At 62.1% G+C, this 25,426-nt stretch carries 24 protein-coding genes and 1 pseudogene; 15 read left to right on the top strand and 10 right to left on the bottom strand.

The genetic code is table 11. The annotated features are described in order from the left end of the window. Positions 1-25 precede the first annotated feature (25 nt). On the top strand, positions 26-214 hold the full coding sequence (locus FJV77_RS11620) for a hypothetical protein (protein WP_142866945.1): 189 nt from the start codon (positions 26-28) through the stop codon (positions 212-214). Positions 215-245: 31 nt separating this feature from the next. Here FJV77_RS11620 and FJV77_RS11615 read toward each other — a convergent pair whose 3' ends face one another. Beyond that, on the bottom strand, positions 246-2,312 hold the full coding sequence (locus tag FJV77_RS11615; protein ID WP_142866944.1) for a hypothetical protein: 2,067 nt from the start codon (positions 2,310-2,312) through the stop codon (positions 246-248). A 188-nt stretch (positions 2,313-2,500) separates the two neighbouring features. Here FJV77_RS11615 and FJV77_RS11610 point away from each other — a divergent pair, with 188 nt between their 5' ends. Together FJV77_RS11610 and FJV77_RS11605 are read left to right on the top strand one after the other, a co-directional pair. Then, positions 2,501-3,433 carry a neutral zinc metallopeptidase gene (locus FJV77_RS11610; RefSeq protein WP_142866943.1) on the top strand — a complete coding sequence of 311 codons (933 nt, stop codon included), beginning with the start codon at positions 2,501-2,503 and terminating at the stop codon, positions 3,431-3,433. Positions 3,434-3,602: 169 nt separating this feature from the next. Continuing rightward, complete coding sequence (locus FJV77_RS11605; RefSeq protein ID WP_142866942.1) at positions 3,603-4,871, top strand: TCR/Tet family MFS transporter; 1,269 nt, start codon at positions 3,603-3,605, stop codon at positions 4,869-4,871. A 46-nt stretch (positions 4,872-4,917) separates the two neighbouring features. Here FJV77_RS11605 and carA read toward each other — a convergent pair whose 3' ends face one another. Next, positions 4,918-6,135: a glutamine-hydrolyzing carbamoyl-phosphate synthase small subunit gene (gene carA / locus FJV77_RS11600; protein WP_142866941.1), complete on the bottom strand. Its 1,218-nt coding sequence runs from the start codon at positions 6,133-6,135 to the stop codon at positions 4,918-4,920. Between the two features lie 258 nt (positions 6,136-6,393). Here carA and FJV77_RS11595 point away from each other — a divergent pair, with 258 nt between their 5' ends. Together FJV77_RS11595 and FJV77_RS11590 are read left to right on the top strand one after the other, a co-directional pair. After that, complete coding sequence (locus tag FJV77_RS11595) at positions 6,394-6,843, top strand: GatB/YqeY domain-containing protein (RefSeq protein ID WP_142866940.1); 450 nt, start codon at positions 6,394-6,396, stop codon at positions 6,841-6,843. A 57-nt stretch (positions 6,844-6,900) separates the two neighbouring features. Then, positions 6,901-7,458, top strand: coding sequence for a GNAT family N-acetyltransferase (locus tag FJV77_RS11590; protein ID WP_142866939.1), 558 nt, complete (start codon positions 6,901-6,903; stop codon positions 7,456-7,458). Between the two features lie 5 nt (positions 7,459-7,463). On the opposite strand, the gene FJV77_RS11585 is transcribed toward FJV77_RS11590, so the two are convergent. The 3 genes from FJV77_RS11585 to FJV77_RS11575 all read right to left on the bottom strand — a co-directional run bounded on the left by FJV77_RS11585 (position 7,464) and on the right by FJV77_RS11575 (position 10,742). Then, positions 7,464-8,645, bottom strand: coding sequence for an MFS transporter (locus tag FJV77_RS11585; RefSeq protein ID WP_142866938.1), 1,182 nt, complete (start codon positions 8,643-8,645; stop codon positions 7,464-7,466). Positions 8,646-8,774: 129 nt separating this feature from the next. Then, positions 8,775-8,984, bottom strand: a complete 210-nt coding sequence (locus FJV77_RS11580) for a DUF2061 domain-containing protein (protein ID WP_142866937.1) — start codon at positions 8,982-8,984, stop codon at positions 8,775-8,777. Between the two features lie 93 nt (positions 8,985-9,077). After that, positions 9,078-10,742 carry a Na/Pi cotransporter family protein gene (locus FJV77_RS11575; RefSeq protein ID WP_142866936.1) on the bottom strand — a complete coding sequence of 555 codons (1,665 nt, stop codon included), beginning with the start codon at positions 10,740-10,742 and terminating at the stop codon, positions 9,078-9,080. Positions 10,743-11,002: 260 nt separating this feature from the next. Here FJV77_RS11575 and FJV77_RS11570 point away from each other — a divergent pair. The 4 genes and pseudogenes from FJV77_RS11570 to FJV77_RS11555 all read left to right on the top strand — a co-directional run. Next, a pseudogene (locus FJV77_RS11570) lies at positions 11,003-11,110 on the top strand (RcnB family protein); the annotation flags it as partial. A gap of 146 nt (positions 11,111-11,256) precedes the next feature. Further along, complete coding sequence (gene dnaG, locus FJV77_RS11565) at positions 11,257-13,197, top strand: DNA primase (protein WP_142866935.1); 1,941 nt, start codon at positions 11,257-11,259, stop codon at positions 13,195-13,197. A 419-nt stretch (positions 13,198-13,616) separates the two neighbouring features. Next, positions 13,617-15,641, top strand: a complete 2,025-nt coding sequence (gene rpoD, locus FJV77_RS11560; protein ID WP_142866934.1) for an RNA polymerase sigma factor RpoD — start codon at positions 13,617-13,619, stop codon at positions 15,639-15,641. A gap of 23 nt (positions 15,642-15,664) precedes the next feature. Continuing rightward, complete coding sequence (locus tag FJV77_RS11555; protein ID WP_142866933.1) at positions 15,665-16,243, top strand: hypothetical protein; 579 nt, start codon at positions 15,665-15,667, stop codon at positions 16,241-16,243. A gap of 104 nt (positions 16,244-16,347) precedes the next feature. Here FJV77_RS11555 and FJV77_RS11550 read toward each other — a convergent pair whose 3' ends face one another. Continuing rightward, complete coding sequence (locus FJV77_RS11550; protein ID WP_142866932.1) at positions 16,348-16,965, bottom strand: TerB family tellurite resistance protein; 618 nt, start codon at positions 16,963-16,965, stop codon at positions 16,348-16,350. Between the two features lie 388 nt (positions 16,966-17,353). Here FJV77_RS11550 and FJV77_RS11545 point away from each other — a divergent pair, with 388 nt between their 5' ends. From FJV77_RS11545 to FJV77_RS11525, 5 genes are all read left to right on the top strand, one after another. Continuing rightward, the gene (locus FJV77_RS11545; RefSeq protein WP_142866931.1) at positions 17,354-17,647 is read left to right on the top strand and encodes a GYD domain-containing protein; all 294 of its coding nucleotides are present in this window, start codon (positions 17,354-17,356) and stop codon (positions 17,645-17,647) included. 93 nt (positions 17,648-17,740) lie between these two features. Then, the gene (locus tag FJV77_RS11540) at positions 17,741-18,370 is read left to right on the top strand and encodes a sulfotransferase family 2 domain-containing protein (protein ID WP_142866930.1); all 630 of its coding nucleotides are present in this window, start codon (positions 17,741-17,743) and stop codon (positions 18,368-18,370) included. Positions 18,371-18,454: 84 nt separating this feature from the next. Next, positions 18,455-18,835: a DCC1-like thiol-disulfide oxidoreductase family protein gene (locus tag FJV77_RS11535; RefSeq protein WP_142866929.1), complete on the top strand. Its 381-nt coding sequence runs from the start codon at positions 18,455-18,457 to the stop codon at positions 18,833-18,835. 147 nt (positions 18,836-18,982) lie between these two features. Further along, positions 18,983-19,657 (top strand): PadR family transcriptional regulator, encoded by a 675-nt coding sequence (locus FJV77_RS11530; protein WP_142866928.1) that lies wholly within the window; start codon positions 18,983-18,985, stop codon positions 19,655-19,657. Positions 19,658-19,763: 106 nt separating this feature from the next. After that, entirely contained in the window at positions 19,764-20,060 is a 297-nt protein-coding gene (locus tag FJV77_RS11525; RefSeq protein ID WP_142866927.1) for an HlyU family transcriptional regulator, read from the top strand. A 67-nt stretch (positions 20,061-20,127) separates the two neighbouring features. Here the strand turns inward: FJV77_RS11525 and FJV77_RS11520 are convergent, their stop codons facing one another. The 3 genes from FJV77_RS11520 to FJV77_RS11510 all read right to left on the bottom strand — a co-directional run bounded on the left by FJV77_RS11520 (position 20,128) and on the right by FJV77_RS11510 (position 23,768). Then, a complete protein-coding gene (locus tag FJV77_RS11520; protein ID WP_142866926.1) occupies positions 20,128-21,162 on the bottom strand; it encodes a hypothetical protein in 1,035 nt (344 codons plus the stop codon). After that, positions 21,152-22,858, bottom strand: a complete 1,707-nt coding sequence (locus FJV77_RS11515) for a molecular chaperone HscC (protein ID WP_210246350.1) — start codon at positions 22,856-22,858, stop codon at positions 21,152-21,154. Before FJV77_RS11515 ends, FJV77_RS11520 begins: the two co-directional genes overlap by 11 nt. Before the next feature lie 274 nt (positions 22,859-23,132). After that, positions 23,133-23,768, bottom strand: coding sequence for an FMN-dependent NADH-azoreductase (locus FJV77_RS11510; protein WP_142866924.1), 636 nt, complete (start codon positions 23,766-23,768; stop codon positions 23,133-23,135). Between the two features lie 109 nt (positions 23,769-23,877). On the opposite strand from FJV77_RS11510, the gene FJV77_RS11505 reads away from it, so the two are divergent. Beyond that, positions 23,878-24,834, top strand: a complete 957-nt coding sequence (locus tag FJV77_RS11505; protein WP_142866923.1) for a LysR family transcriptional regulator — start codon at positions 23,878-23,880, stop codon at positions 24,832-24,834. Here FJV77_RS11505 and FJV77_RS11500 read toward each other — a convergent pair. Beyond that, a complete protein-coding gene (locus FJV77_RS11500; RefSeq protein ID WP_142866922.1) occupies positions 24,767-25,393 on the bottom strand; it encodes a TetR/AcrR family transcriptional regulator in 627 nt (208 codons plus the stop codon). The genes FJV77_RS11505 and FJV77_RS11500 overlap by 68 nt on opposite strands. Positions 25,394-25,426: the final 33 nt, after the last annotated feature.

Below are 25,426 nucleotides of genomic sequence, written 5' to 3'. Positions count from 1 at the left end.
TTGGTGCGCGACAAGGGAGGAAACGATGGGCGTTGAACAGGCACCGAACGCGAAGGGCAAGCAAGCTGCCAGAGGATTGAAGCAGGCGGCTGCAAAGGATGAGCGCAAGACCGAAGCCGAAACCGGCCGGCCGCTGAAGAAGGGCGCCGCGCGTTTCGAGGAACGCTCCAAAAGCTCGGACGGCAAGAGCGCCGGCACCAAGCAGAAGAGCTGAGTTCTCGCTCGAAAGGCGACAACGGCGCCGCTTACTCCTCGGTGTCCTGCACCCAACTGCGCGGATGGCCGTCGACGCGGAACTGGAAGATGAAATAGGGCGGAATGCAGGTGCCCTTGCCGGGCTTGGCCTCGGCCAGATCGTCGTAGCCGGCGGTGCAGATATAGTCCTCGCGGCACGGATGGGCCTTGTCGCAGGCGCGCAGGCCGGCGGTCTTGGTGAATTCCTTGGTGCAGAATTTGTGGTCCTTGCCCGAGGCGATGCAGTCGTTGAAGCCGGTCTTGGCCAGCCGCCCGCAGCTTGCCTCGTCGGGCAGCTTCTCGCAGCTGGCCTTGCGCAGCATGCCGCCGGGAAAGCCGCCGGTCTTCTGCTCGGGATTGTCGTAGCGCTGGCGCGCCGCGCCATAGCCGGCGAGTTTTATCGGCGGTTTCTTGTCGCGCGCCGGATCGATGGCGCAGGCCTTTGCGGTAGCCGGTGACAGGCGGCAATATTTGTCGCTGCCCCAACTCGACATCTTGATCTCGCCGAACTCGACGGGATCGCCGACGGCGGTGCCCATCTCGCTGACGCAGGTGCCAAAGCTTGGATGGATAGCGCTTTCATGGACGCCGGCGCAGCGCAGGCCGTCGCCGCAGTTCCAGTCCTTGAAACTTGCATCCTGCCCGCTATAGCAGATCGAACCCCAGCCATTGTAGAGGTCGGTGTCTTTCAGCGCCTCGGCGAATTTGGCGTCCGGACGGGCGGCGAAGCCGCGGGAGAAATCGGGATGACCGCCGGCGGCGAAGTCCTCGACGATGGCGCGTCGGCGCGGCAGGTCGGCGAAGAACACAGCCGAGCCCGGCACGAAGACGGCATTGCGGCGCGGCTCGCTCGCCGGATCGGCGCCGGTATAGTGGAAGCCGGCAATGCCATGCGTCTGGTGGCAGCCGGTGCAGGTCATCTCATTGAGGCGAAGATTGAAGCCGGCCACCGATTTCACGCTGCGCAGCTCGTTGCCCCTGGCGACATAGTCCTGCAGCGCCTTGTCGATATCGGCATCGTCGAGCAGCCCATAGGCGATGTTGTTTTGTGATCGGCTCATGCCGCCGGGCGCGACCGAGACGGCGCTGGTCGCCAGGAATTTGTCGTTGATCACCAGCCGGCCGCGATCGAGATCGTAAATGTTGCGGTCGGTTAGCAGCCATTTGGCGAAGGCCGGCCGGTCGGCCAGCACGATCTTCCTGTCGATCTGGTTCTCCATCTTCGATTCCTGGAAGGTGGACGTCGCCGGATCCCATTTGAAGATCTTGAGGAGATATTCGGCATGGCCGCCGAAGTCGCGCCGGCTCGAGGCCGATAGCCGGAGAACCTGCATGTTGAGTTCGAGCCGCATGATCTGCGATGAATTCAGCATGGCGTTAGACAGCGGACCTTCATCGGAGCGCAGCCAGGCCGCCAGCTGATCGGGCGGAAGGTCTTTTTGCCCGGCGGCCAGCCAGCGCTTGGCGACATCGGCACACGACACGGCGGTGGCGCTTGGACGGTCTCTCGAAGCGCGGGCGCGAGCCTCGCCGGGCTTGGCGTTGAAGACCAGGCTCATGGTCAGCGGCAGGCGCGACGAAATGCGTTGTGCCGTCTTCCCTTTCGCCGGCTTCTCCGCCACCGAATAATGGAAACGGTAGATCAGCCTGATCTCGCCGCATTCGGTGTGGCCGAGATAGCCGCGGTCCATGCGGTTGACGACGCCAGTCAGATCGAGCGTCGAGCCGTCATCGTCGATGTAGTTGGGGTTGAATTTCTGGCTGGGGTCCTTCGTCTTCGCCATAGCGGCGACATAGGGGTCGGGACTGCCGGCGGGCTCGTCGGCGATCTCCTGCTTGACGGCGTTGCGCACGGGGGTCAGCGCGCGCACCGAAAACAGGCCGCGATTGTCGACCTCGCGGGTGAGACCCAGCGCCGGGCCGAGCAGGCGGCTGATCGACAGGCCGCCACGCTCGAGCGCCTGCAATGTGTCGGGATCGGTGACGGCGACGCTGGAATCGAGCGTCACGGCGCGCGCCGGCCACGGGCCGAGGCACAGCAGCGCCGCCAGCAACAGAAATCGGCCGATCGTCCGCAAGCCCCTGATACCCCCGTTCGAACCGGATGCTACAGCGCGCAGGCCGCCTCGACCAGAGCGCGAAGCCGCGATGCCGCGGCACGAAAAATACTGTGACTTGGTGCAACCATTGGGATATTCGTTTGTTGGGTCGGACCGGCCACGACATCGGCCAGGTCTGCCTGGAATTTTGCATACGGGGAGTTGCCATGCTCTGGAAGGGCCGCCGTCAGAGTGACAATGTCGAGGACGAGCGCAGCGACAGCGGCGGCGGTGGTTTCGGCGGCGGCAGCCCCGGCCAATTCCGCGTCCCGATCGGCGGCCGCACCGGTGGCGGCGGCAGCATCCTGCTCGTCATCCTTGTGGTGCTGGCCGGATGGTATTTCGGCTTCGATCCGTCGCAGATCCTGGGCAGCGGCGACAGCGGCGGTGTGCTGCCGGGGGGCGGCGGCCAGATCACCGACAACAGCGGCGGCCAGGACGAGGGTGCCGGCACGCCTGCTTCCGACGAGATGAAGCAGTTCGTGGCGACCGTGCTGGCCGAGACCGAAGAGACCTGGACCGGCATCTTCCAGTCACAGGGCCTGAAGTACGAGGACCCGAAGCTGGTGCTGTTCAGCGGCCAGATCCGCTCGGCCTGCGGCTCCGCCTCGACGGCCGCCGGTCCGTTCTATTGTCCCGGCGACCATAAGGTCTATCTCGACACCACCTTCTTCCAGCAGCTCGACCAGCAGTTCGGTGCCTCGGGCGATTTCGCCCAGGCCTATGTGATCGCCCATGAGGTCGGTCACCATGTCCAGAACCTCACCGGCATCCTGCCCAAGTTCAACCAGATGCGGCAGTCCATGGGCGAGGCCGAGGCCAATCAGATGTCGGTGCGGATCGAGCTGCAGGCCGACTGCTTCGCCGGCGTGTGGGCGCATTTCACCGGGCAGAAGGGCATTCTGGAACAGGGCGACATCGAAGAGGCGCTGAACGCCGCCAAGCAGATCGGCGACGACACGCTGCAAAAGAAGATGCAGGGCTATGTCGTGCCGGAAAGCTTCAACCACGGCACGTCGCAGCAGCGGCAGACCTGGCTGGCGCGCGGCTACAAAAGCGGCAAGCTTTCGGATTGCAACACGCTGACCGGTCCAATCTGACGAGACTGTCTCGGGCCCGCAGTTCCCAGCATAAACCAACCGCCTACTTGCCGTCAGGGAATGTCAGGATCAACGATTCCTGCGCGTTCCCTTATTGTTCCGGAATGACGCCTCGCCTATAAGGGGCGCCCGCCTTCGCCCAAAGGCGGCCCAGGGAGCAAGCACCATCATGATCGACCCCAAAACCGCCAGGCGGGGCCTTGCACTCGTCTTCACCACGCTGCTGCTCGATATTATCGGCTTCGGCATGATCATGCCGGTGTTGCCGGCTTTCCTAAGGGAGCTCAGCGGCGTCGGCATCAGCGAAGCGGCGATCGAGGGCGGCTGGCTGTTCTTCGTCTATGCGGCGATGCAGTTCTTCTTCGCGCCGATCATGGGCGGCTTGAGCGATCGCTTCGGACGGCGGCCGATCCTGCTTGCCTCGGTGCTCACCTTCTCCATCGACAATCTGATCTGCGCCATCGCCTGGTCCTATCCGATGCTGTTCATCGGCCGCGTGCTAGCTGGTATTTCGGGCGCCAGCTATTCCACGACATCGGCCTTCATTGCCGACATCTCGAACGATGAGAACCGGGCGAAGAATTTCGGCCTGCTCGGCATCGCCTTCGGCGTCGGCTTCGTCATCGGGCCGGTGCTGGGCGGGCTGCTCGGCACGTTCGGGCCGCGCGTGCCGTTCTATTTCGCCGCCGGGCTTGCCTTCGTGAATTTCCTGATCGCGCTGTTCTTCCTGCCGGAAACGCTCGAGCAAAAGCACCGCCGGCGTTTCGAGTGGAAACGCGCCAATCCGGTCGGCACGCTGCTGCAGATGCGCCAGTACCAGGGCATCGGCTGGATCGGGCTCGCCTTCTTCCTGATGACGCTCGGCCACATGATGTATCCGGCGGTGTGGTCGTTCGTCTCCAATTACCGCTATGGCTGGAGCGAGCAGCAGATCGGCTTCTCGCTCGGGGCCTTCGGCCTGTGCGGGGCGATCGTCATGGCGACGGTGCTGCCGCGTGTGATCCCTAGACTTGGCGAATGGAGGACGGCGGTCATCGGCCTGACATTCACGGCGGCCAGCGCCTTCGGCTACGCCTTCGCCTCGCAAGGCTGGATGATCTATGCGGTGATCGTCGTCGGCTGCCTCGAGGCGCTGGCAGATCCGCCGCTGAGAAGCCTCGCCGCCGCCAAGGTGCCGCCTTCGGCGCAAGGCGAATTGCAGGGCGCGATGACCTCGATCTTTTCGATCACCTCGATCATCACGCCGCTGCTTTATACCGCGATCTTTTCCTGGTTCACCGGGCCGAATGCACCGGTGACCTTCGGCGGCGCGCCCTATCTGCTCGGCGCGTGTTTCCTCACGCTTGCAGTCATTGTCTTTGTCACCAAAGTTGCGCGGCCGGCGGCGAAGGAAGTCGAGCGCCTGCAGGCGCAGGAAGCGGTCGCCGACGAAGTGTGAGCTGGTGGAAAGCGACGTAGGAGGCAGCTTTCGGGCCGGCTTTTATCTAGGCCCGCTCTGCCAGCAGTTCCTCGCCGCGCTTCTCGCGGATCAAATTGACGAAGCGGCGGAACAGGTAGTGCGAGTCCTGCGGGCCGGGCGAGGCCTCGGGGTGATGCTGGACCGAGAACACCGGACGTCCGGTGAGCGCGATGCCGCAATTCGAGCCGTCGAACAGCGAGACATGGGTTTCCTCGACGCCCTCGGGCAGCGAGTCGGCGTCGACGGCAAAGCCGTGGTTCATCGAGACGATCTCGACTTTGCCGGTGGTATGGTCCTTGACCGGATGGTTGGCGCCGTGATGTCCCTGGTGCATCTTGGCGGTCTTGCCGCCCAGCGCCAGCGCCAGCATCTGGTGGCCAAGGCAGATGCCGAACACCGGAATGTCGGTCTTGAGCAGATCCTGGATCACCGGCACGGCGTAATCGCCGGTTGCTTCCGGATCGCCGGGACCGTTGGAGAGGAAGATGCCGTCGGGCTGCATGGCGAGGATCTCTTCCGAACCGGTGCTGGCCGGAACCACGGTGACCTTGGCGCCGAGGCCGGAAAGCAGGCGCAAGATGTTGCGCTTGACGCCGTAGTCGATGGCAACGACGTGCATGGACGGCTCAGCCTGTTCGCCAAAACCTTCGTTCCAGACCCAAGGCGTTTCGCGCCAGACCGAGGACTGGCCGGAGGTGACTTCCTTGGCAAGGTCGAGGCCGATCAGGCCCGACCATGCGGCGGCGCGGCGCTTCAAATCGTCGAGGTCGAACACGCCGTCGGGAGCATGGGCGATGACGGCATTGGGCATGCCCTTCTCGCGGATCAGCGCGGTCAGCGCGCGGGTGTCGATGCCGGACAGCGCGACGATGCCGCGCTTCTTCAGCCACTGGTCGAGGCCGGTGCCGGCGCGGTAGTTGGACGGGTTGGTGACATCGGCCTTGAACACGGCGCCCACGGCGCCGGCGCGGGCGACCGGATTGAGGTCCTCGATGTCCTCGTCATTGGTGCCGATATTGCCGATATGCGGGAAGGTGAAGGTGACGATCTGGCCGGCATAGGACGGGTCGGTGAGGATTTCCTGGTAGCCGGTGAGCGCGGTGTTGAAGCAAACTTCGGCAACGGCCGAACCGGCGGCGCCGAGGCCGCGACCCTCGATGACGGTGCCGTCGGCCAGCACCAGAAGGGCGGTCGGCTTTTCGGTTGCCCAGGCGGGGGTCAACGCGGGCGTCATCTCGGCCATGGCGGCGCTCCTTTCAGGTTGCGCGCTTCGATGGCGGGCCATCTGCGCAGCAAACGGCGCGGCCGATCTCTCGAGCCTGCACGCATCAGTTCATTGTCTTATGCAAGGCCGAGTACATAGGGGAAGGCGCCAGAGCGGTCAATGATGCCCGGCCAAATCGGCGGGCATTTGTTTCGTCGAACGATATCAGGGGCTTGGCGCGTTTGCTTTACGAGTTCGCCACGGTTATTGTCCGCGCCGTTCGAAGGAGAAAGCATCATGCGCGCAAAAATCGCCGAATCCCTGAAGAGCGCGATGAAGGCGCAGGACAAGCACCGGCTGCCGACATTGCGGCTGATCCAGGCCGCCATCCACGACCGCGACATCGCCAATCGCGGCTCGGGCAAGGAGCCCGCCAGCGACGAGGAGATCCTGCAGATACTGGCCAAGATGGTGAAGCAGCGCGAGGAATCGGCCAAGGCGTTCGAAGACGGCAAGCGGCCGGAACTGGCGGCGCAAGAGCGCGGCGAGATGGAGATCATCCGCGGCTTCCTGCCGACGCAGCTGGACGATGCGGCCGTGGCTGCGGCGGCCCGCGAGGCGATTGCAGCCACGGGCGCGGCCAGCCAGAAGGACATGGGCAAGGTGATCGCCGCGCTGAAGCAGAAATATGCCGGCCAGATGGACTTTGGCAAGGCAAGCGGCATCGTCAAGGGCCTGCTGCAGTAGAGGTTCTCTGCTGCCACGCCGAGAGCTTGCGGGTTGGGCGCCAAGTGGCCTGTCGCCATGATCGAAATCGTCAAACCCGCGCTCGAACATCTGCCGTCCTACAAGGCGGCGCTCGAGCGCGGCTGGTCGGCGGATAATGTCCGCCTGATGGAAGCGACGCGTGAGCAGCTTGCCGCTATCGAGGAGGATCCGGTGGCGTTCCTTGCCAGCCTTGACGATCCCGAGGCGAAGGGGCCGCCGATCGCCTTGCCCGATGGCACGACCGTGCCGCGGCTGCCCGGCTTCCGGCGCTGGATCTGGGACGGCGAGGCCGCCGGCTCGATCGGCTTTCGCTGGCAGCCCGGAACGTCGGCGCTGCCGTCGCATGTTCTTGGCCATATCGGCTATGCCGTGGTGCCGTGGAAGCGCGGCCGCGGCTATGCTACCGAAGCGCTGCGGCTGATGCTTCCCGAGGCGAGGGCGGTCGGCTTGCCCTACGTCGATCTCACCACCGACCTCGACAATCCGGCCTCGCAGAAGGTGGTGCTGGCCAATGGCGGCCGGCTGATCGGCCCGTTCATCAAGGACGCCGCCTATGGCGGCGCCGAGAGCTTGTTGTTCCGGATCGATTTGTAGGGGCGCTACTCGGCTGCGGCTGGCAGCGGAGGGGCTGCCCGGCTGCGCCCTTCCCAGATGTGGGAGGCAAGCGCCACCGCCACCGCGACCAGCATGGCAGCAGCGCCCACCATCGGCAGGCTGCGATAGCCGTAACCGGCATTGAGCATGGCGGCGCCCAGCGATGCGGCGAGCGCGATGCCGACATTGAAGCCCGACGGTATGAGCGAGGAGGCGAGATTGGAGGCGTCCGCCGTCCAGGCCAGGATGCGGGTCTGGATCGGCGTGCCGATGGCGAAATTGAGGCCGCCCCAGATGAAAATCGCAACGACCATCGGCACGGGATAGGGGCTGACGGCATAGATCACGCCAAGCATCACCGCCTGCAGGGCAAGCATGGTGATCAGCGACGGCATCAGCTTCCAGTCGGAAAGCTTGCCGCCGAGGAAGACACCGATGGTGGCGCCGACGCCGTTGAGCAGCAGCACCCAGGGGATCAGGTTTTCGTCGAGATGGGTCACTTCAAGCAGCGTCGGGGTGATGTAGGTGAACAGGCCGAACTGGCCGATCATCAGCATCAGCATCAGGATCAGCGAGGTCCAGACCTGCTGGCGCGCCAGCACGCGCACCTCGTGGCCAAGGTTGGCTGGCGGGCTCGACGCGCCCGTTTTGCGCGGCAAGAGGGCGGCCATCGCAGCAAATGCCACCACGCCAAGCGCGCACATCACCCAGAAGGTGGCGCGCCAGCCCCATAGATTGCCGATCTCGGTGCCGGCCGGCACGCCGATGACGTTGGAAACGGTGAGGCCGGAGAGGATGACGGCGACAGCCATGCCGCGCTTGTCCTCGGGCACAAGGCCGACCGCCACCACCATGGCGACGCCGAAATAGGCTCCGTGCGCGACGGCGACCGCAATGCGCAGCAGCAGCATCGAGGCAAAGTCGGGCGCCAGCGCGCAGGCGGCCTGGCCGATGGTGAAGGCGACGGTCAGGCCAAGCAGCAAGGTCTTGCGGGAAATGCCTTTGGTGGCGAGCGCCAACAACGGCCCGCCAACCGCGATGCCGCCGGCATAGCCGGAGACGAGATAGCCGGAGGTCGGGATCGAAACGCCGAGGCCGTCGGCCACTTGCGGCAATACACCGGCGATGACGAATTCGGTGGTACCGAAAGCGAAGGCGGCGATGAACAGGGCAATGAGCGGAAGCATGGCGCGGAAGCGATCCTCAGACGAGGTCGCCTCAAATCATGGATGGCGCTTGCCGGCAATGCAGAAATTGTCGACGCCGCTTTAGGTTTTCTTGATCCGGCCCATTCCAGCTGGCGGTACCCGCCAAGTCTAAGCGGCGTTCTTCCTGCCGTAGGGGATTTTCAGCCACGCCCGCTCATGAAGGTAATACAGCAAGGATTTGGTGACGACCTCGGTGGCGCCGATGGCCGCGGCAAGCTTGATGCTGCCGGTGATGACGAGCGAGATGATCATCGTGTCGATGGTGCCGGTGGCGCGCCACGATAGCGCCTTGGCAAAGCTGCGCGAATGGGTATCCAAAGACTATCCTCCCGGTGGACTGACCCGATGCTTAGCCGAGGGAGGGCTGGACGCGCAAAGACTAATTTCACCGCAGCAGGCGCTTGTCCGGGCTCAACTGGCCTTGAGCCGCGACCCACCAAGCAACCCGCGTTCCTCCAGCACCGGATAGGCCATCGACGCCAGCAGCGAGTTGATCTGTTTCAGGTCGCGGATGGTGTCGAGGTGGATGGAGCTGGTCTCGACGCTCTTGGCGGTGCCGTCGCGCAGGCGCACGAAATGGCTGGCGCTGGTTTCCTTCTCGCGGTCGCGAAGTCGGTCCTTTTCCAGCACCAGCTGGCGCGCGGCCTCCGGATCGCGCGACACCAGCACATTGAAGGCGAGCCTGGCATTGGCCAGCACCGAGGCATGGAAGGCGCTGAGTTCGCGCCAGCCTTCGGGCGTGAACTCCAGCCCGCGCTCAAGCTTCTTCTTCACATGCACCAGCATGTTGCGCACGATGATGTCGCCGACCTGCTCGAGCTTGACGCAGGCACCGATCAATTCCTGGCAGCGAAGGGCCTCGTCCTCTGTGAGCGAGTTCCTGGTCAGTTTGGCCAGATAGAGCTTGATCGCCGCGTGCTTCCTGTCGACACGGTCGTCAAGTGCGGCCAGCGCCTTGATCTTGTCGGCGTCGGCGCTCTCGTAGAGTTCGATGATGCGCTTGAGCATGATCTCGACCGTTTCGCAGACCCGCACCACCTCGCGGGTGGCGTTGGCCAGCGCCTGGCTCGGCACATCGAGCGCGCTGTCGTTGAGCGCGGAAAGCTCGATGACGTCGAGAGCTGCGGCCGGTTCGGACTTGGTGCCCATCGCCACGATCTTCTCCGAAACGCGATAGACCAGACTGGCCAGCGGCAGGCCGGCGAGCAGGATCAGCACATTGAACAGGATGTGGGCGTTGACGATCTGGTCGGGCACGGTGGCGCCGAGGAAAGCGACCGGCGGCTTCAGCGTCATGAACAGGATCAGCATCACCAGCGAGCCCATGCCGCGCATCAACAGATTGCCGATCGGCACGACGCGCACGCCAGGCTCGGCGTTGCGGGTGAGCAGCGGCGCGATGATCGAGGAGCCGAGATTGACGCCGAGCACCAGCACGATGCCGAGTTCCGGCGGGATGAAGCCGCGGCCGGCGAGCGTGACGAGGAGCAGTACCGCGGCGATCGAGGAATGGAAGAGCCAGGTGATCAGTGCGGCGAGCAGATAGGCGGTGACGAAATCGCCTGAGAAATAGTTGACGATGAGCGGCATCAGTGTGCTCTGGCGCAGCGGCTCGGACGCCTGGCCGATCATCTCCAGCGACAGAAGCAAAAGGCCGATGCCGACCAGAATGCGGCCGGACTGGCGCCAGTCGCGCCGCTCGGTGGCCATGAACATGACGGTGCCGGCGACAAGGCAGATCGGCACCAGCAGCGAGAGATCGAAGGTCAACAGCTTGACCACCAGCGCCGAGCCGATCTCGGCGCCGCGCACCGCCAATTGACCCGACATCCCCGAGACGATGCCGGCGCCGGCGAAGGAGCCGACGAGAAGCGTGACGGCGGTCGAACTCTGCAACGCAATCGACAGGCCGCAGCCGGCCAGAACCGCCATCATCGGATTGCGCATGGTGGCGCGCAGCCGGTGGCGCAGCACATCGCCATAGGCGCGCTCGACGCCGGTCTTGACCAGCCGGGTGGCGAACAGCATCAGCGCCACGGCGCCGGCCAGATGCAGGAGAACGACCGAACCGCTCATGTCGACGCCTGCATGCGGACAGGACGTGCGATGCTGACAGCGCGACGCCTGGAGGGGACAACGAGGATGCGAATCATGGTCATGACAGTCGCTTATATTAGCTGGAATATTTTAGCCGGATAATAAAATTTGTCGATTCCAAGGGGCGTCGCGACGCGACAGGCCGTGTCGGAAAATGGACGGATGCGCAGATGACTGCACGGCGGATTCATGGCACGACAGTGGATTGGCGAAGTTTGCCGCGCCTTTGGCGACAACCTGGTCTGCATGGTCCCGGCGGCGGCCAGGAGTGGATCCGCGTCGGCAATGACTATGTGCTGGTCAGCATCCTGTCCGGCATCATCTTCGGCGCCAACGCCGCGCATTAAGTCTGACCAGCACACTGCTGAAGCTTGAAAGGAGGGGGCCGGCGACGGCCGCCTTTCTTTTTGGCCTGTGGAAACCGGGTACGGTCCGCAATAAGGGTCGTCGGATTTCCCCGGCATGATTATATGGTGGGGAAACGAGTTCCCCGATGCGCTTTCCACCCGCCTTTCTCGATGAGATACGCGACCGTGTGCCGATTTCATCGGTTATCGGCCAGCGCGTCGCGTGGGACAGGAAGAAGACCAACGCGTCGCGCGGCGACTATTGGGCGTGCTGCCCGTTCCATGGCGAGAAGAGCCCGTCCTTTCATTGCGAGGACAAGAAGGGCCGCTACCACTGCTTCGGCTGCTCGGTGTCGGGCGATCATTTCAAATTCCTGACCGAGCTCGACGGCATGAGTTTTCCCGAAGCGGTCGAGAAGATCGCCGAGATGGCCGGCGTGCCGATGCCGGTGCGCGACGAGCGGGAGGAGCAGCGCGAGAAGGAACGCGCCAGCCTGACCGACGTCATGGAGATGGCGACTGTCTTCTTCCAGGAGCGGCTGCAGGGACCGGAAGGGGCGAAAGCCCGCGCCTATTTGCGTGACCGCGGGCTGACGCCGGCGACGCAGCAATCGTTCCGGCTGGGCTTTGCACCGGACAGCCGCAACGCGCTGAAGGAGCATCTTGCCGCCAAGGGCGTGCCCAAGGCCGATATCGAGGCCTGCGGGCTGGTGCGCCATGGCGACGACATTCCCGTCTCCTATGACTGGTTCCGCGACCGCATCATGTTCCCGATCCCGGATTCCAGGGGCAAGATCATCGCCTTCGGCGGTCGCGCGCTGGCCGCCGATGCGCTGGCCAAATACATGAACTCGCCCGACACCGAGCTCTTCCACAAGGGCAATGTGCTCTACAATTTCGCCCGCGCCCGCAAAGCGCTCGCAAAGGGCGGTACGGTGATTGCCGTCGAAGGTTACATGGACGTCATCGCGCTGGCGCAGGCCGGTTTCGAGAATGCCGTGGCGCCGCTTGGCACCGCGCTCACCGAAAACCAGCTTGAATTGTTGTGGCGCATGGCGCCCGAGCCGATGCTGTGCTTCGACGGCGACCAGGCCGGGTTGAAGGCGGCGTGGCGCGCCGCCGACATGGCGCTGCCGTCGATCCAGCCGGGACGCTCGGCGCGCTTTGCCCTGCTGCCCGAGGGCAAGGACCCCGACGATCTGGTCAAGGCGGAAGGGCCGGACGCCTTTCGCGCCGTGCTCGCCGAAGCGCGGCCGCTGGCTGACCTTTTGTGGATGCGCGAGACCGCGGGCGGTGTCTTCGACACGCCGGAGCGGCGGGCGGAGCTGGAAAAGACGCTGCGCGAGCTGACCAGCCGCATCCGCGACGAGAGCCTGCGCTACCACTACCAGCAGGAAATGCGCGAGCGCGTGCTGAACTTTTTCGGCTCGCAGCGCAGTGCCCGCCAGGGCCGCCAGGATTGGAAACCGGGGCAGGGCAAAACGGCCGCACCCGGCGGGCAGTTCGCGAAAGGCGGCGGCGTCGGCGCGCGCGCCGCGATCACCGAGAGCCTCGGCCGCTCCGCCATGGTCAAGCGCGGCGGCGAGATGATGTCGGTGCGCGAGGCGACGATCATCGTCGCACTGGTCAACCATCCGGCGCTGATCGACGAGAATTTCGCCCATGTCGAGTTCCTGGATCTCGCCAACACCGACCTGAAGCGGCTGCACGCGGCCATCCTCGACGCCATGGCGCATGACATGGCCAATGACCGCGACGCGGTGATCGCCACGATCGAGCGCGCCGGCTGCAGCGATATCTGGGGGCGGGCGGTGATGCTGATCAAACGCGCCCGGCAATGGCCGGCGCTGGAAACCGCCGCCCTTGACGATGCCCGCGACGCCTTCAACCAGGCGCTACACTTGCAGCGCAGCGCGCGCACCTTACATAAGGAACTGAAACAGGCGGAAGCAGCGCTCGCCAGCGATCCCACAGACGAAAACTACCGGCATCTCGTCGAGATTCAGGCGCAATTTCGTGATGTGCAGGCAACGGAAGCGCTGATCGAAGGGTTCGGCGTGTCCTCGGGCAAGGCTGGGCGCGTGTAGGTTGAAACCTGCGCAAGAATGAAGTTGAAACGTGCAGCGCGTCGAATCGACGCCTCTAAGTCGGGTAATTGATTCGCTTTTTTGATGCGAATCATGCGAGAGGCGCTTGACCTTCTGGCAGAATGACGGAATCAGGACGATTCGAAACCTTAACCCGTGCCGGCGTCGATGGGAAATGCAGCGATGTGAGGTGCTGATCACTGGACAGGCTGTTAGCCTGCCACAGATATCAGGGTTAATCTGGACTTAATGCATGTCGCCCAAAAGTGAAAACCGGTTTTGGGGCACGATATGAACCAAACAAAAGAGTTGATGCGGTTACCGGCCCGGTGAAGCGCGTTTCGTCACGAGCGCATAATTTGACCGGTGCGGCAGCTTACGCGGCTTCGATGTTCGGCCGCTAGGAGAAGATAAAGACTATGGCGACAAAGGAAAAGGAAGAGGTCGAGACCGAACGCGAAGGCGCCACCGATGGCCCCCTGCTCGACCTTTCCGATGATGCTGTCAAGAAGATGATCAAGGCCGCCAAGAAGCGCGGCTATGTGACCCTTGACGAGCTGAATGCGGTGCTGCCGTCGGAAGAGACTGATCCCGATCGCATCGAAGACATCAATGCGATGCTGTCCGACATGGGCATCAACGTGGTCGAGGACGACGATCAGGGCGAGGAGCCTGAGGCCGCCGACAGCAATGCCGATGCCGAGGAAGACGCCAACGAACTGGCCGAGCAGACCGGTACCGCCGTTGCCGCCACGACCACCAAGAAAGAGCCGACCGACCGCACCGACGACCCGGTGCGCATGTATCTGCGCGAGATGGGCTCGGTCGAGCTCCTGTCGCGCGAGGGTGAGATCGCGATCGCCAAGCGCATCGAGGCCGGTCGCGAGACCATGATCGCGGGCCTGTGCGAAAGCCCGCTGACCTTCCAGGCCATCATCATCTGGCGTGACGAGCTCAACGAATCCAAGATTCTGCTGCGCGAGATCATCGACCTCGAAGCCACCTATGCCGGGCCCGAAGCCAAGCAGGCGCCGGTGGTCGAGCGCATCGAGGAGACCCCAAAGCCCGAGGACAAGCCGCGGCGTGGACGCGACGAGGAAGACGACATCACCAATGTCGGCGCCGACACGCGCGGGTTGACGGATGACGACGAGGAAGACGAGGACGAGGCCAGCCTGTCGCTTGCGGCGATGGAAGCGGAACTCCGTCCGCAGGTGATGGAGACGCTCGACGTCATCGCCGACACTTACAAGAAGCTCAGGAAGCTGCAGGACCAGCAGGTCGAGAACCGTCTGGCTGCCGCCGGCACGCTGTCGCCCAGCCAGGACCGCCGCTTGAAGGAGTTGAAAGACCAGCTGATCAAGGCGGTGAAGTCGCTGTCGCTCAACACCGCGCGCATCGAAGCGCTGGTCGAGCAGCTCTACGACATCAACAAGCGCCTGGTGCAGAACGAAGGCAAGCTGCTGCGCCTGGCCGAAAGCTATGGCGTGCGCCGCGAGGAGTTCCTCAAGGAATATCAGGGTTCCGAGCTCGATCCGAACTGGACGCGCTCGATCGGCAATCTTACCTCGCGCGGCTGGAAGGAATTCACCAAGAACGAGAAGGACGCGATCAAGGAGCTGCGTTCGGAGATCCAGAACCTCGCCACCGAAACGGCGATCTCGATCCTGGAATTCCGCAAGATCGTCAATCAGGTGCAGAAGGGCGAGCGCGAAGCCGCAATCGCCAAGAAGGAAATGGTCGAGGCCAATCTGCGCCTCGTCATCTCCATTGCCAAGAAATACACCAATCGCGGCCTGCAGTTCCTCGACCTGATCCAGGAAGGCAATATCGGCCTGATGAAGGCGGTCGACAAATTCGAATACCGCCGCGGTTACAAGTTCTCGACCTACGCGACATGGTGGATCCGGCAGGCGATCACGCGTTCGATCGCCGATCAGGCGCGCACCATCCGCATCCCGGTGCACATGATTGAGACGATCAACAAGATCGTGCGCACCTCGCGCCAGATGCTGCACGAAATCGGCCGCGAGCCGACGCCTGAGGAACTGGCCGAAAAGCTCGCAATGCCGCTCGAAAAAGTCCGCAAGGTACTGAAGATCGCCAAGGAGCCGATCTCGCTCGAAACCCCTGTGGGCGACGAGGAGGATTCGCATCTCGGCGATTTCATCGAGGACAAGATGGCGATCCTGCCGATCGACGCGGCGATCCAGGCCAATCTGCGCGAGACCACCACGCGCGTGCTTGCCTCGCTGACGCCGCGCGAGGAGCGCGTGCTCAGAATGCGCTTCGGCATCGGCATGAACACCGATCACACGCTGGAAGAAGTCGGCCAGCAGTTCTCGGTCACCCGCGAGCGTATCCGCCAGATCGAAGCCAAGGCGCTGCGTAAGCTCAAGCACCCGAGCAGGTCGCGCAAGCTGCGCAGCTTCCTCGACAGCTGACACTGCCGACCGGGGGCTTCGGCGTGGGGTCGACCTACGGAAACATCAGCACAAAGGGGCCAACGCAGGCCGCGTTGGTCGCTTGGCTCCGATCGAAGAACATCGATGCATTCGTGGGTGCCGAGCAGAACGGCTGGGTCACCTTTTCCGATCGGCAGACAGACGGGCAGGACATGCATTGGGCAGAGGGCCTGCTGCAAAGTCTGACCCTCGATCTGGCGTGCGTCGGCATCGCCGTCACCGTCTATGACGAGGAGGTGTTGAATTTAAGCGTTGCTAGGCATGGCCGTCTGGAATCGCGCTACAATTCCTGTCCTGGCATTGAGATGGAAGATCCCGGCGACGACGATATGCTGCCCACGATCGACGATGCGCCCGCGCTGCTGGCGACAATCGGCAGGCCGGCCGCGCTTGACGACCTGCTCCAGATTCTGGGTATGAATGGAGCGAAAGACTACATCAATCCGCTCGACCTCCATGCCGAACTCGCTGCTTTTATCGGCTTTTCAGAGGATGCTGTTGGCTTTGGCCATAGATACACGCTTCGGGACAAAGTCGACCTTGCCGAAGATGAATTGATCAGGACGGTCGCTGGCAAATGACCGGTGTTCGATCAGCGGGCTGAGAGAGCTCGCTGGATGGACCAGGAGTTGCCGATTGATGCCGACGACGCCATTTTCGCCGGCATCAGTATGAACACAAGAATTCAGGCCCCGGCCGACTTCTGCACAGGTTCCGGTGGCGCCAAAAGGCCCTCTAGAATTTTCAAGACATCGGCAGCCTGCATTCTCATCGATTGACCCATCGTTGAGACAAGTGCGAATTCGTCTTCTGTGATGCGGCCGTCAGCCGCCGCGATCATCACCGAGCAATGTATGATGAGTTCTTTGATACTGTCCTCGAAATTTGCCGCATTGTCGGCGAGGTAGTTGGGTATGGACTTTTTTTCCAAGGAAAGCTCTTTGCAGACCTCGTCTATTGTTGCCCATGCTATCTGATTTTTTGTAACGCTGTTGATGATATTCCTGATCGAATCCAGCTCTGTTTTCTCAACGTTGCCATCCGATTTGGCCATCGCCATCATGGCACGGACGAGGGCGCGCAGTTCCGGTCCGGGGATCAGTCGATCCACTTTATTCTTTGATACATGGTTGAGATATTGAAATAGCCCAACGAAGAACTGGAGAAGCCCGCCAACAATTGCCCCCGAAGCGACTACAAAATAGCCTCCGGGTGCCGCCCCATATGTGATTATTGTGACGAGAGCCCCGCCAACAAACCAAAGTAACCCAAATCCTATATTTCTTGCCCCTGGTGTTTCCATCACCCTCTCCCCTTGTTATTGCTTCCATTGTGTCCCTCCAGAAATGATGTGTAAAGCCACCAGCGCGATTTTCGCTTCGGGCGCTGATTGATTGCGATTCCTCTGGAATTTAAGCCTACGCCTACTCGTTCTATTCAACCGCATAGAGCCTCGACTGCTTTGGCAGGCCGCCGGCTGCTCAAGTTCTGGTGCTTCCTGAACAGCGGGCGCCACGGGGCAATTTTCGAGGGGCGCGGAGATCGTCGTTTATTGTTGGCGATCGTCTTGCCGCCCATCTCCGTCGGGAGGATACTTCCCAAGCCGGATGCCATGTTCTGGGCGACAAACCGGATACCCGCCCCGGCTGAGACTCTCAGCCGTGCTCCGTGGCGCCGGAGGGAGGTGTGCGATGACAACCTACATCCTGCTGATGAACTGGACCGAACAGGGCTCCAGGAATGTGCGCGAGTCGCCGAAACGGCTCGATGCCGCCAAGAAGCAGTTGGCTGACATGGGCGGATCGTTCAAGGCATTTTATCTCACCATGGGTGAATGCGACATGGTGGCCGTGGTCGAGGCGCCCGACGATGCAGTGTTGGCGCGTTTTGCGCTGATGCTCGGGGCGGGTGGTAGCGTCAAGACGCGAACGCTGAAGGCTTTCCCCGAATTTGCCTATCGCGAGATCATCACCTCGCTTGGATAGGCGCGCTGGTTGAGACAACGCGGTCGGACGCATTTCCTGGCGGTCGGTGCGGGTGCCGCTTGACGGCGCCTGAGCTGCCGATATTGAGGAGAAATGCTCCTCTCGCTCGAGAAGAACTTCATTTTCATCCACATCCCGAAAACGGCCGGGACCTCGATCACTCGTGCGCTGCGGCCATGGTGCCTGAAGCCGAAACCGACGCAGTGGCGGCGTCTGCTGTCGAGGCTGCCGGTGCCAGAGGCGCCGGTGAGGATCAATTTCAGGCAGCATGACAGAGCCGCCTGGTTGCGGCGCAAATTGCCGGCCCATCTCTATGCCGGCGCCTACAAATTCGCCGTGGTGCGCAATCCTTTCGAGTTGGTGGTTTCCAACTACCAGCATTTGCGCCGGAAAACCTCGCGGCGCCGGCATCGCCAGGCGCAGCGCTGGGACTTCAAGGCGTTCCTGCGCTACCTCGAACGCAAGAACCGGCTGGCGCGGGTGGACCAGACGAGCTGGATTTCGGACAGGGATGGAAAGCTGATCGTCGACGAGGTCCTGCGCTTCGAAACACTGGCCGAGCAGTTCAATGTTCTGGCCGAGCGGCTCGGCCTTCCCGGCGAGCTTCCGCGATTGAATGTCGGGGCGCCGGTCGACTATCGCGCCCTCTACGATGAGGAGGCGAAAGCGATCGTGCGGCGGCTCTATCTCAGAGACTTCGAGCGCTTCGGCTACGAGTTCTGATCAAGCGCGGCGCTTCGCCATGTTGCGGGCCGATCGCATTGCAGGGATAGTCGGTTCCGTCCCTCAGGTCGCGGTCTGAAAGCCATGCCCAAGCCTGCGCTTACCGTCTGGTACAACACACGCTGCCCAGTCTGCGATGGCGGCATCACCAGGCAGAAACGGCGGCTGATCGAAGCGATCAAGGCCGGGCGGATCGAATTCCGCGACATCAACCTCGAACCGGCGGCGCTCGCCGGCCACGGCGCCTCGCTGGAGGATATCCGCCGCCGGCTGCATGCCACTGACAACAACGACAGGCTGCTGGTCGGCGCCGATGTGGCGGTCGCCGTCTGGAGGGCGACGCCGGGCGAGGGCTGGCTGGCGGCGCTGTTCGGCAATCCGGTCGTGCTGCCGCTGACGCGTTTCGCTTATGATCGCTTCGCCGACCTGCTCTATGCGTGGAACCGGCGCAACGGCCGCTGGTAGTTCGGGAAAGCCCCGCAGACATCCCCGAACCTTGACCGGCGCATGACGCTGGCGCTGCCTTTCGATACATCGTAAGATATATCTTGACTCATGGGACGCATGCACCTACTTAAGATATATCGAAAGATAGAACTCAAGGAGCAATCAATGCACAGACATCATCCCTTTGGCGAGCGCGCCGAGCGCGCATTCCTGCATATGGCCGGCAAGTTTGGCGGGCGTGGCGGCGGGTTCGGGCCGTTCGGACATGGTGGTCGCGGCGGCGGACGCGGCGGCCCAGGCGACATGTTTCGCGCCGGACGCATGCTGGCCGACGGCGATCTCAAGCTGATCACCCTGTCGCTGCTGGCCGAGGCGCCGCGCCACGGCTACGACATCATCAAGGCGCTGGAAGAGCGCACCAGCGGCATCTACAGCCCAAGCCCGGGCGTCGTTTATCCGACGCTGACTTTCCTCGAAGAGGCCGGCTATGCCGTCTCTGCGGCCGACGGCAACAAGAAGGTGTTTTCGATCACCGAGGCGGGCCAGGCGCATCTCACCGAAAACCGCGAAATGATCGACGGTGTGCTCGAGCATCTCGAGCGCTTCGGCCGGAAGATGGCCAAGGCGCGCGAGTGGTTTGGCTGGAACGACGACAGCGAGGAGGGCGGACGGCGTGGCCGCGGCGGCCGTTCGGAAGCCCGCGACGAGTTCCGCGCCGTGCGCCACCGGCTGCGCGCTGCCCTTGGCGACATCGTCGACGCACCGGCCGAAAAGCAGGCCGAAGCAATCGCCATACTGGAAGAGGCCGCCGAAGCCCTCGAAGCGCTGTCGCGCGGCTGAGCTCTGGCGGGGTCGTCGGCCCTTGCTCGTTCGACTGAGGAACGGTACTGAAAATCATCCTGCACCACACCCTGTCGTGCGGGATGATCGCCGTAGGAGGGCGCTCATGTCATTTCTGAAACGTCTTTTCGGCGGTGGTGGCGGCGGTGACGCCGGCGGGCCTAAAAGCGCCGCCCCGGCAAAACAGATCGAGCACAAGGGATTTCTGATCAGCGCCACGCCCTACAAGGCGGACGGCCAGTACCAGACCTGCGGCGTGGTTTCGAAGGAAGTCGGTGGCGTGATGAAGGAGCACCGCTTCATCCGCGCCGACCGGTTCGCGGGACTGGACGACGCCGTTGACATCTCGATCAAGAAGGGCATCCAGCTGGTCGACGAGCAGGGCGAGAAGATTTTCGGCTAGAGCCTCCGGTGGCCAACGTTGTTCCGGCTGTATCTTTCCCCCGATTTCCGTTTGATAATTTTTCGGCCTATGGCTCCGGCATCCCACTCATCTTCTTGAAACATTCGTCAAACGACAGATTACGACAGAGGTCGCGAAGAACGCCTGCGGGCACTTGTTGTGTGGCACCGGGCCGTGGGAATGTTTTCGCGGGCTCATTTGAGCCCGAAAGAGCGGCGGCAAGTTTAACAAGCACAAAGAAGATCATAACCCATACCCACCCGGAAACAGGTGATTGACGCGCCGAACCGGTGGTTTGGCTCGATGGTGCGATCGTTTCGGGCTCAGGGTCCTGTTGCGGCGTGGACGCCATACGATACTGGGGCGCCGTCTCAGGATCGATTAGCGCGTGCAACCAGTCAAGCTGTTGACGCTCCCAATAGTTTGATCCGCGATTGCGTGTCCAGCCAAAGCGTTCGTCAAACAGGTCAAGCAAGCGTTGAACCATCCAGGGCTTGGCCAACGGACGCTGCCGCTCGCCGAAGCCTGATTGCTCGCAAACATAGGTCCGCATACGGGTTTCAAACTCTTGAATGTCATCAATCGTCTGTAGGAGTTCGCCATCCAGAATTGCCAGCCAGCTGTCTATTCTCTGCCATTTCCATGGTTCGGTGATAAGCGACTCGACAGCTTTCATGGCACGCAGGGCAGGCGCTTCGATGGCAATTGAAGCCGTGCGGGCAGGAGCCGCTTCTTTCGGTGCATCTGGTTCGATATTTTCGATAAGGAGCGTCTCGATATCATCTTCCATGGCCCGCAAAGCGTGTGCTTCGAGGATAGCGGGAACCGCACTCTCGTTGGATAGTGGCACGTTCTTCAACGCGGGCGCGTCGGTGTCTTCGGCAATTTGTGCCCCGTCAGGGGAAGTAATTTCCTTGAAATACTCCCGCCTGTTGACTTGATCGCGCGCCTGCTCGAATGCCTGACGCAATGCAATAAAACTGTCGCGATCCTCATTGATGTTGATCAGTTTGAGCTTTGTAGCGTAGGCGCGCTTGATCTCGCGTTCGGTTACGTCTTCCCGGTCGGATATTCCGAGCATGGAAAACGCATCAATAAACATCGTACTTCTCTAACGCTTCGAGTTCTTCCGTGATTTGGGATCGCACGGCGGCGATTTCCTTGGGATATTGCCGGGCAAGGATCGCCTCGAATTCCCCAAGCCGTGCCGACAACACCTTGCGTTGCGGCCCCAAGGCATTTTCAAAAGCTTTCGTGATGCGCGCGACAAGCGCCGCGTTAACCGCTTCTTCGCGTGGATGGATCTTGATCCGTTCAAGTTCCTTCAGGCGTTGCAGAATGTCTTTTTGCGAAAGAGCGCCCGGATTGCCCTCTATGACAAGTCGATGAGCCTTGCCATTGGTGACGACCGTTGCGATGACTTCGAGCACTCCGGACGTATCGTAGGTAAAGCGCACGTCGACTGCTTCATTTGCGTTGCGGTTGACAGGAATAGGAACGCTCAATGTGCCTATCTTCACATTGTCGCGTACCAGCGGCGCCTCGCCCTGAAAGACATTGATTTCCACTTTCTGCTGGCCAGGAACTACAGTATTGAAACGCTCAACCCGGCTCGCTGGAATAACCGTATTGCGCTCAATGATTGGAGCAAAATATCCGGGCAGGGTTTGGCCGTTCGGTCCGACTTGATGGTTTGTCTCGATACCCAAGGTGAAGGGTGAAACATCGGTCATGACGATGTCGTCGAGTGCCTGATGCCGGGAAGCAAGCCCGGCCTGTACCGCCGCGCCCAGGGCCACGACATGATCGGGGTCGAGATCATGTTCCGGAAAACGCTTGAAAAGCTTGGTTATTGCAGACTTGATGATTGGCATTCTCGTTGCGCCGCCAACGAGTATGATCCGATCGATCTGATCGTTGCCTAGGTTTGCGTCGCGCATCGCGCGCTGTAAAGGGGCCTTCATCCGGTTGACTAACTGCGTCGTTGCCTCCTCAAAACGATCTGCAGAGACAGAAAGCTGCTTCTGTTCGCCGTCCAGGACATATCGGATATCTGCGTCTTTGCTGATTGAAAGCTTATGCTTTGCTTCGTCAGCCAGCGCACGCAGCCGTGACAGATCTCCCTTTCCTAAATCATCACGGCCAAGATCCTTGCCCAGCAACGCTACAAGGATATCCGTGAAGTCTTCTCCGCCCAGAAATGCGTCCCCGGCCGACGCCCGTACCTCCATGACGCCAGAAAACATCTCCAGAATTGAAACGTCGAATGTGCCGCCGCCAAGATCCACGACAAGAAAGGTGCTTTCATCGTCCTTGCGATGCAGGCCATAAGCCAAGGCCGCTGCGGTCGGTTCATTGATCAGCCGGCTTACCTTAAGGCCCGCGAGTTGTGCGGCAGCGATCGTTGCCTTGCGTTGCACATCGTTGAAGTAGGCCGGCACGGAAATAACCGCATCGTCAATAGGGTGCTGGAGATGCGCCTCGGCGTCCGCTTTCAAGGAGCGCAGAATGAACGCGGACAACTCTTCCGGGCGAAATGTCTTGCGGCCGAGATGAACCATGTGGTCCGTGCCCATATAACGCTTGAATCGTGCCGTGCTTATATCGGGATTGGACACGAGCCTGTCCTTGGCTGCCTGGCCGACCAACAAGTCACCACTGTCGCTAAGCCCTACGGCAGAAGGCGTCAGAAAAGCGCCGATAGCATTGGGGATCAATATGGGGCCTTCGTCGGTAAAATGAGCTACCAACGAATTGGTCGTGCCAAGGTCAATGCCGAGAATTGGGAACTCAGACAAACAGGTCTCCATGAGAGATTTTGAGGTGGCTTGTCATTTATGACGCATGTGACTTGCGCATTCTGTACTTGGCATAAAACTCAAAATGGAACTTATCTGAATAATCAAACACATGTGAAGAGGGTTCGCCCGACAACGCGCACACGGTTACGTGGCGATCTCGCGGCGCGTTTCAATACACGCGCTGCTTCGTTCCGGTCGACGTTCGTGGAACAACAAAAAGGCAGGCGCCGGAGCGCCTGCCTTTTCAACTCAGGTCTGGAATGGCGTGCGCTTACGCTGCTGCAGCAATCTGCCGGGTCGCGGCAACCACGGCGTCGACCTTGGCCGTCGCCTTGGCCAGAGCTGCGGTGACGGCATCGGCGCCCATGCCGACGCCTTCGATGCGGATGACTTCGACGTCGGTCATGCCGAGGAAGCCGAGCACGCCACGCAGATAGGGGATGGCGTGATCGAACTGCACGGCCGCACCTTCGGAGTAGATGCCGCCCGAGGCCAGCACGATGTAGACCTTCTTGCCGGTGACCAGGCCCTTCGGGCCGTTTTCGCCATAGGCAAAGCTCTTGCCGGAGCGGGCGACATGGTCGACCCAGGACTTCAGGGTCGACGAGATGCCGAAATTGATGAAGCCGGTGGCAAGGATGATTGTGTCGGCGGCAAACAGTTCGTCGAGCGCGACATCGGAAACGCCGACCACTTCGGCTTGACGCTCGGTGCGGGCTTCGACAGGCGTGTAGATGCCGGTCGAGTAGTCGGCGTCGATATGCGGCAGCGGGTTGGCGACGAGGTCGCGCACGACAAGCTCAGCCGACGGATCGGCGGCGACAAGCTTTTGCGCGAACTCGGTGGCGATGCGGGTCGAGTGCGAAGCAGAGCCACGCGGGCTCGAGGTTACAAGAAGTATGGACATAGCGGTTCTCTCCAGTGGGAATTGAATTGTCCCCGCTGATATGGGCCTATCGATCTATTCAAAAAACTGGTATATTTTCTATATAATCAATCCATAAAGTAGATATTTCATGCAACCCAATCCGACGCTCGACCAATTGCAGATCCTCGTTGCCGTGGCCGACACCGGCAGTTTCTCGGCCGCCGGCCGCAAGCTGAACCGCGCGCAATCCGTCATCAGCTATGGCATCGCCAATCTCGAGGCGCAGCTTGGGCTGAAGCTCTTCGAGCGGGAGGGCACACGCGAACCGCAACTGACCGAGATCGGCCGGGCGATGCTGGAAGATGCGCGGCGCATGGTCGGCGTGCTGCAGCGCATCCGCTCGCGCGTCGACGGCCACCATCAGGGATTGGAGGCGGAAGTCGCCCTGTCGGTCGACGCGACGCTGCCTTCGCCAGTGCTGGTTCGTGTACTGAAGGCATTCGAGGCGCAGTTTCCAACCGTGATGCTGCGCCTGCATATCGGTTCGCTCGGCCTGATCCCCGATCATGTCGTCAGCGGACAGTCCGATCTTGGCATTGGTGGCCTGCTGGGCGAGGTCGACGTGCATCTCGTGCGCATCGGCTTCATGTCGATCGTGCTGGCTGCCGCGCCCAGCCATCCGCTGGCCCGGCTGCCGAAGCCGGTGGCGCTCGAAGATGCGCGCGAACACACCCAACTCGTTGTCACCGACCAGTCCGAACGCACCAAGGGACGCGACTTTGGTGTCTTTGCCTATCGTACATGGCGGCTGACGGATGTGCGCACCAAGCATATTCTGATGCGCGAGGGCCTGGGCTGGGGCGGGCTGCCGCGCTGGCTTATCGCCGACGATCTGGCCAGCGGCCGGCTGGTGGAACTCGACCTCGAACCCTACAGCGAGGTGCGCTCATCGCTCTATGCCATGCATCGCGTCGACCGCAGCCCAAAGCCGGCGGCGGCCTGGTTGATCGACCAGTTCAAACGCCAGCTCGGCCGCTTCAACGAGTTCGAGCCGGGCCAGGTGCCTGGCGAGGAGCCGGAGACAATCCGGCAATCAGCGCCATGAGCACGGCACGGTAATCCTCGGCCGAGGCGCCGGCTTCGACGGCGAGCGCCGCCCGATCGAAGGCAGCGGCTAGCAAAGCAGTCAGCGCGTCGGCCGGTAGTCTCGTCATCGACTGCTCGCGCATTGCCGCGACCAGGCCCTGGCGCAGCGAACGGTTACCATGGCGGTTGTCGATGGCATCCATGGCGGCGCGGCCGAGAACGGCCGGCCCGTCGAGCAGCAACAGCCGGGTGCGGCCGGGGAGGCGCATGGCGGCGAGATAGGCGTCCGATCCGGCAATCAGTGCATCGCGGGAAAACAGCGATGGCGGCGAGGCACGATCGATCTCAGCGGCGACAGCTTCTGCCTCCTGCTCGACCACGGCGGCAAACAGCGCCTGCTTGTCGGCAAAGTGGTGATAGAGCGCACCGCGGGTGACGCCGGCGGCCGCTACGATCTCCGGCGTGCCGGTCTCGGCATAGGATTTTTCAATGAACAGTTTGCGCGCGGCGGCGATCAGGTCGGCGCGCGTCGCTTCGGTGCGGTCCCGGTTCGAACGGCGAGCGATTTCTCGTTGCATACATGCAGCCTGTATGTTATTTCAATTTACATG

Source organism: Mesorhizobium sp. WSM4306 (genome assembly GCF_007003975.1).
Lineage (GTDB): Bacteria > Pseudomonadota > Alphaproteobacteria > Rhizobiales > Rhizobiaceae > Mesorhizobium.
This window is presented reverse-complemented; position numbering and strand designations above follow the sequence as displayed.

Coding starts and splice junctions, on each gene's coding strand:
- FJV77_RS11610 (WP_142866943.1), top strand. CDS start 2,501: ATGCTCTGGAAGGGCCGCCGTCAGAGTGACAATGTCGAGGACGAGCGC.
- FJV77_RS11505 (WP_142866923.1), top strand. CDS start 23,878: ATGCAACCCAATCCGACGCTCGACCAATTGCAGATCCTCGTTGCCGTG.
- FJV77_RS11545 (WP_142866931.1), top strand. CDS start 17,354: ATGACAACCTACATCCTGCTGATGAACTGGACCGAACAGGGCTCCAGG.
- FJV77_RS11620 (WP_142866945.1), top strand. CDS start 26: ATGGGCGTTGAACAGGCACCGAACGCGAAGGGCAAGCAAGCTGCCAGA.
- FJV77_RS11550 (WP_142866932.1), bottom strand. CDS start 16,965: ATGGAAACACCAGGGGCAAGAAATATAGGATTTGGGTTACTTTGGTTT.
- FJV77_RS11500 (WP_142866922.1), bottom strand. CDS start 25,393: ATGCAACGAGAAATCGCTCGCCGTTCGAACCGGGACCGCACCGAAGCG.
- dnaG (WP_142866935.1), top strand. CDS start 11,257: ATGCGCTTTCCACCCGCCTTTCTCGATGAGATACGCGACCGTGTGCCG.
- FJV77_RS11540 (WP_142866930.1), top strand. CDS start 17,741: ATGCTCCTCTCGCTCGAGAAGAACTTCATTTTCATCCACATCCCGAAA.
- FJV77_RS11525 (WP_142866927.1), top strand. CDS start 19,764: ATGTCATTTCTGAAACGTCTTTTCGGCGGTGGTGGCGGCGGTGACGCC.
- rpoD (WP_142866934.1), top strand. CDS start 13,617: ATGGCGACAAAGGAAAAGGAAGAGGTCGAGACCGAACGCGAAGGCGCC.
- FJV77_RS11520 (WP_142866926.1), bottom strand. CDS start 21,162: ATGTTTATTGATGCGTTTTCCATGCTCGGAATATCCGACCGGGAAGAC.
- FJV77_RS11595 (WP_142866940.1), top strand. CDS start 6,394: ATGCGCGCAAAAATCGCCGAATCCCTGAAGAGCGCGATGAAGGCGCAG.
- FJV77_RS11605 (WP_142866942.1), top strand. CDS start 3,603: ATGATCGACCCCAAAACCGCCAGGCGGGGCCTTGCACTCGTCTTCACC.
- FJV77_RS11585 (WP_142866938.1), bottom strand. CDS start 8,645: ATGCTTCCGCTCATTGCCCTGTTCATCGCCGCCTTCGCTTTCGGTACC.
- FJV77_RS11575 (WP_142866936.1), bottom strand. CDS start 10,742: ATGAGCGGTTCGGTCGTTCTCCTGCATCTGGCCGGCGCCGTGGCGCTG.
- carA (WP_142866941.1), bottom strand. CDS start 6,135: ATGGCCGAGATGACGCCCGCGTTGACCCCCGCCTGGGCAACCGAAAAG.
- FJV77_RS11530 (WP_142866928.1), top strand. CDS start 18,983: ATGCACAGACATCATCCCTTTGGCGAGCGCGCCGAGCGCGCATTCCTG.
- FJV77_RS11535 (WP_142866929.1), top strand. CDS start 18,455: ATGCCCAAGCCTGCGCTTACCGTCTGGTACAACACACGCTGCCCAGTC.
- FJV77_RS11590 (WP_142866939.1), top strand. CDS start 6,901: ATGATCGAAATCGTCAAACCCGCGCTCGAACATCTGCCGTCCTACAAG.
- FJV77_RS11510 (WP_142866924.1), bottom strand. CDS start 23,768: ATGTCCATACTTCTTGTAACCTCGAGCCCGCGTGGCTCTGCTTCGCAC.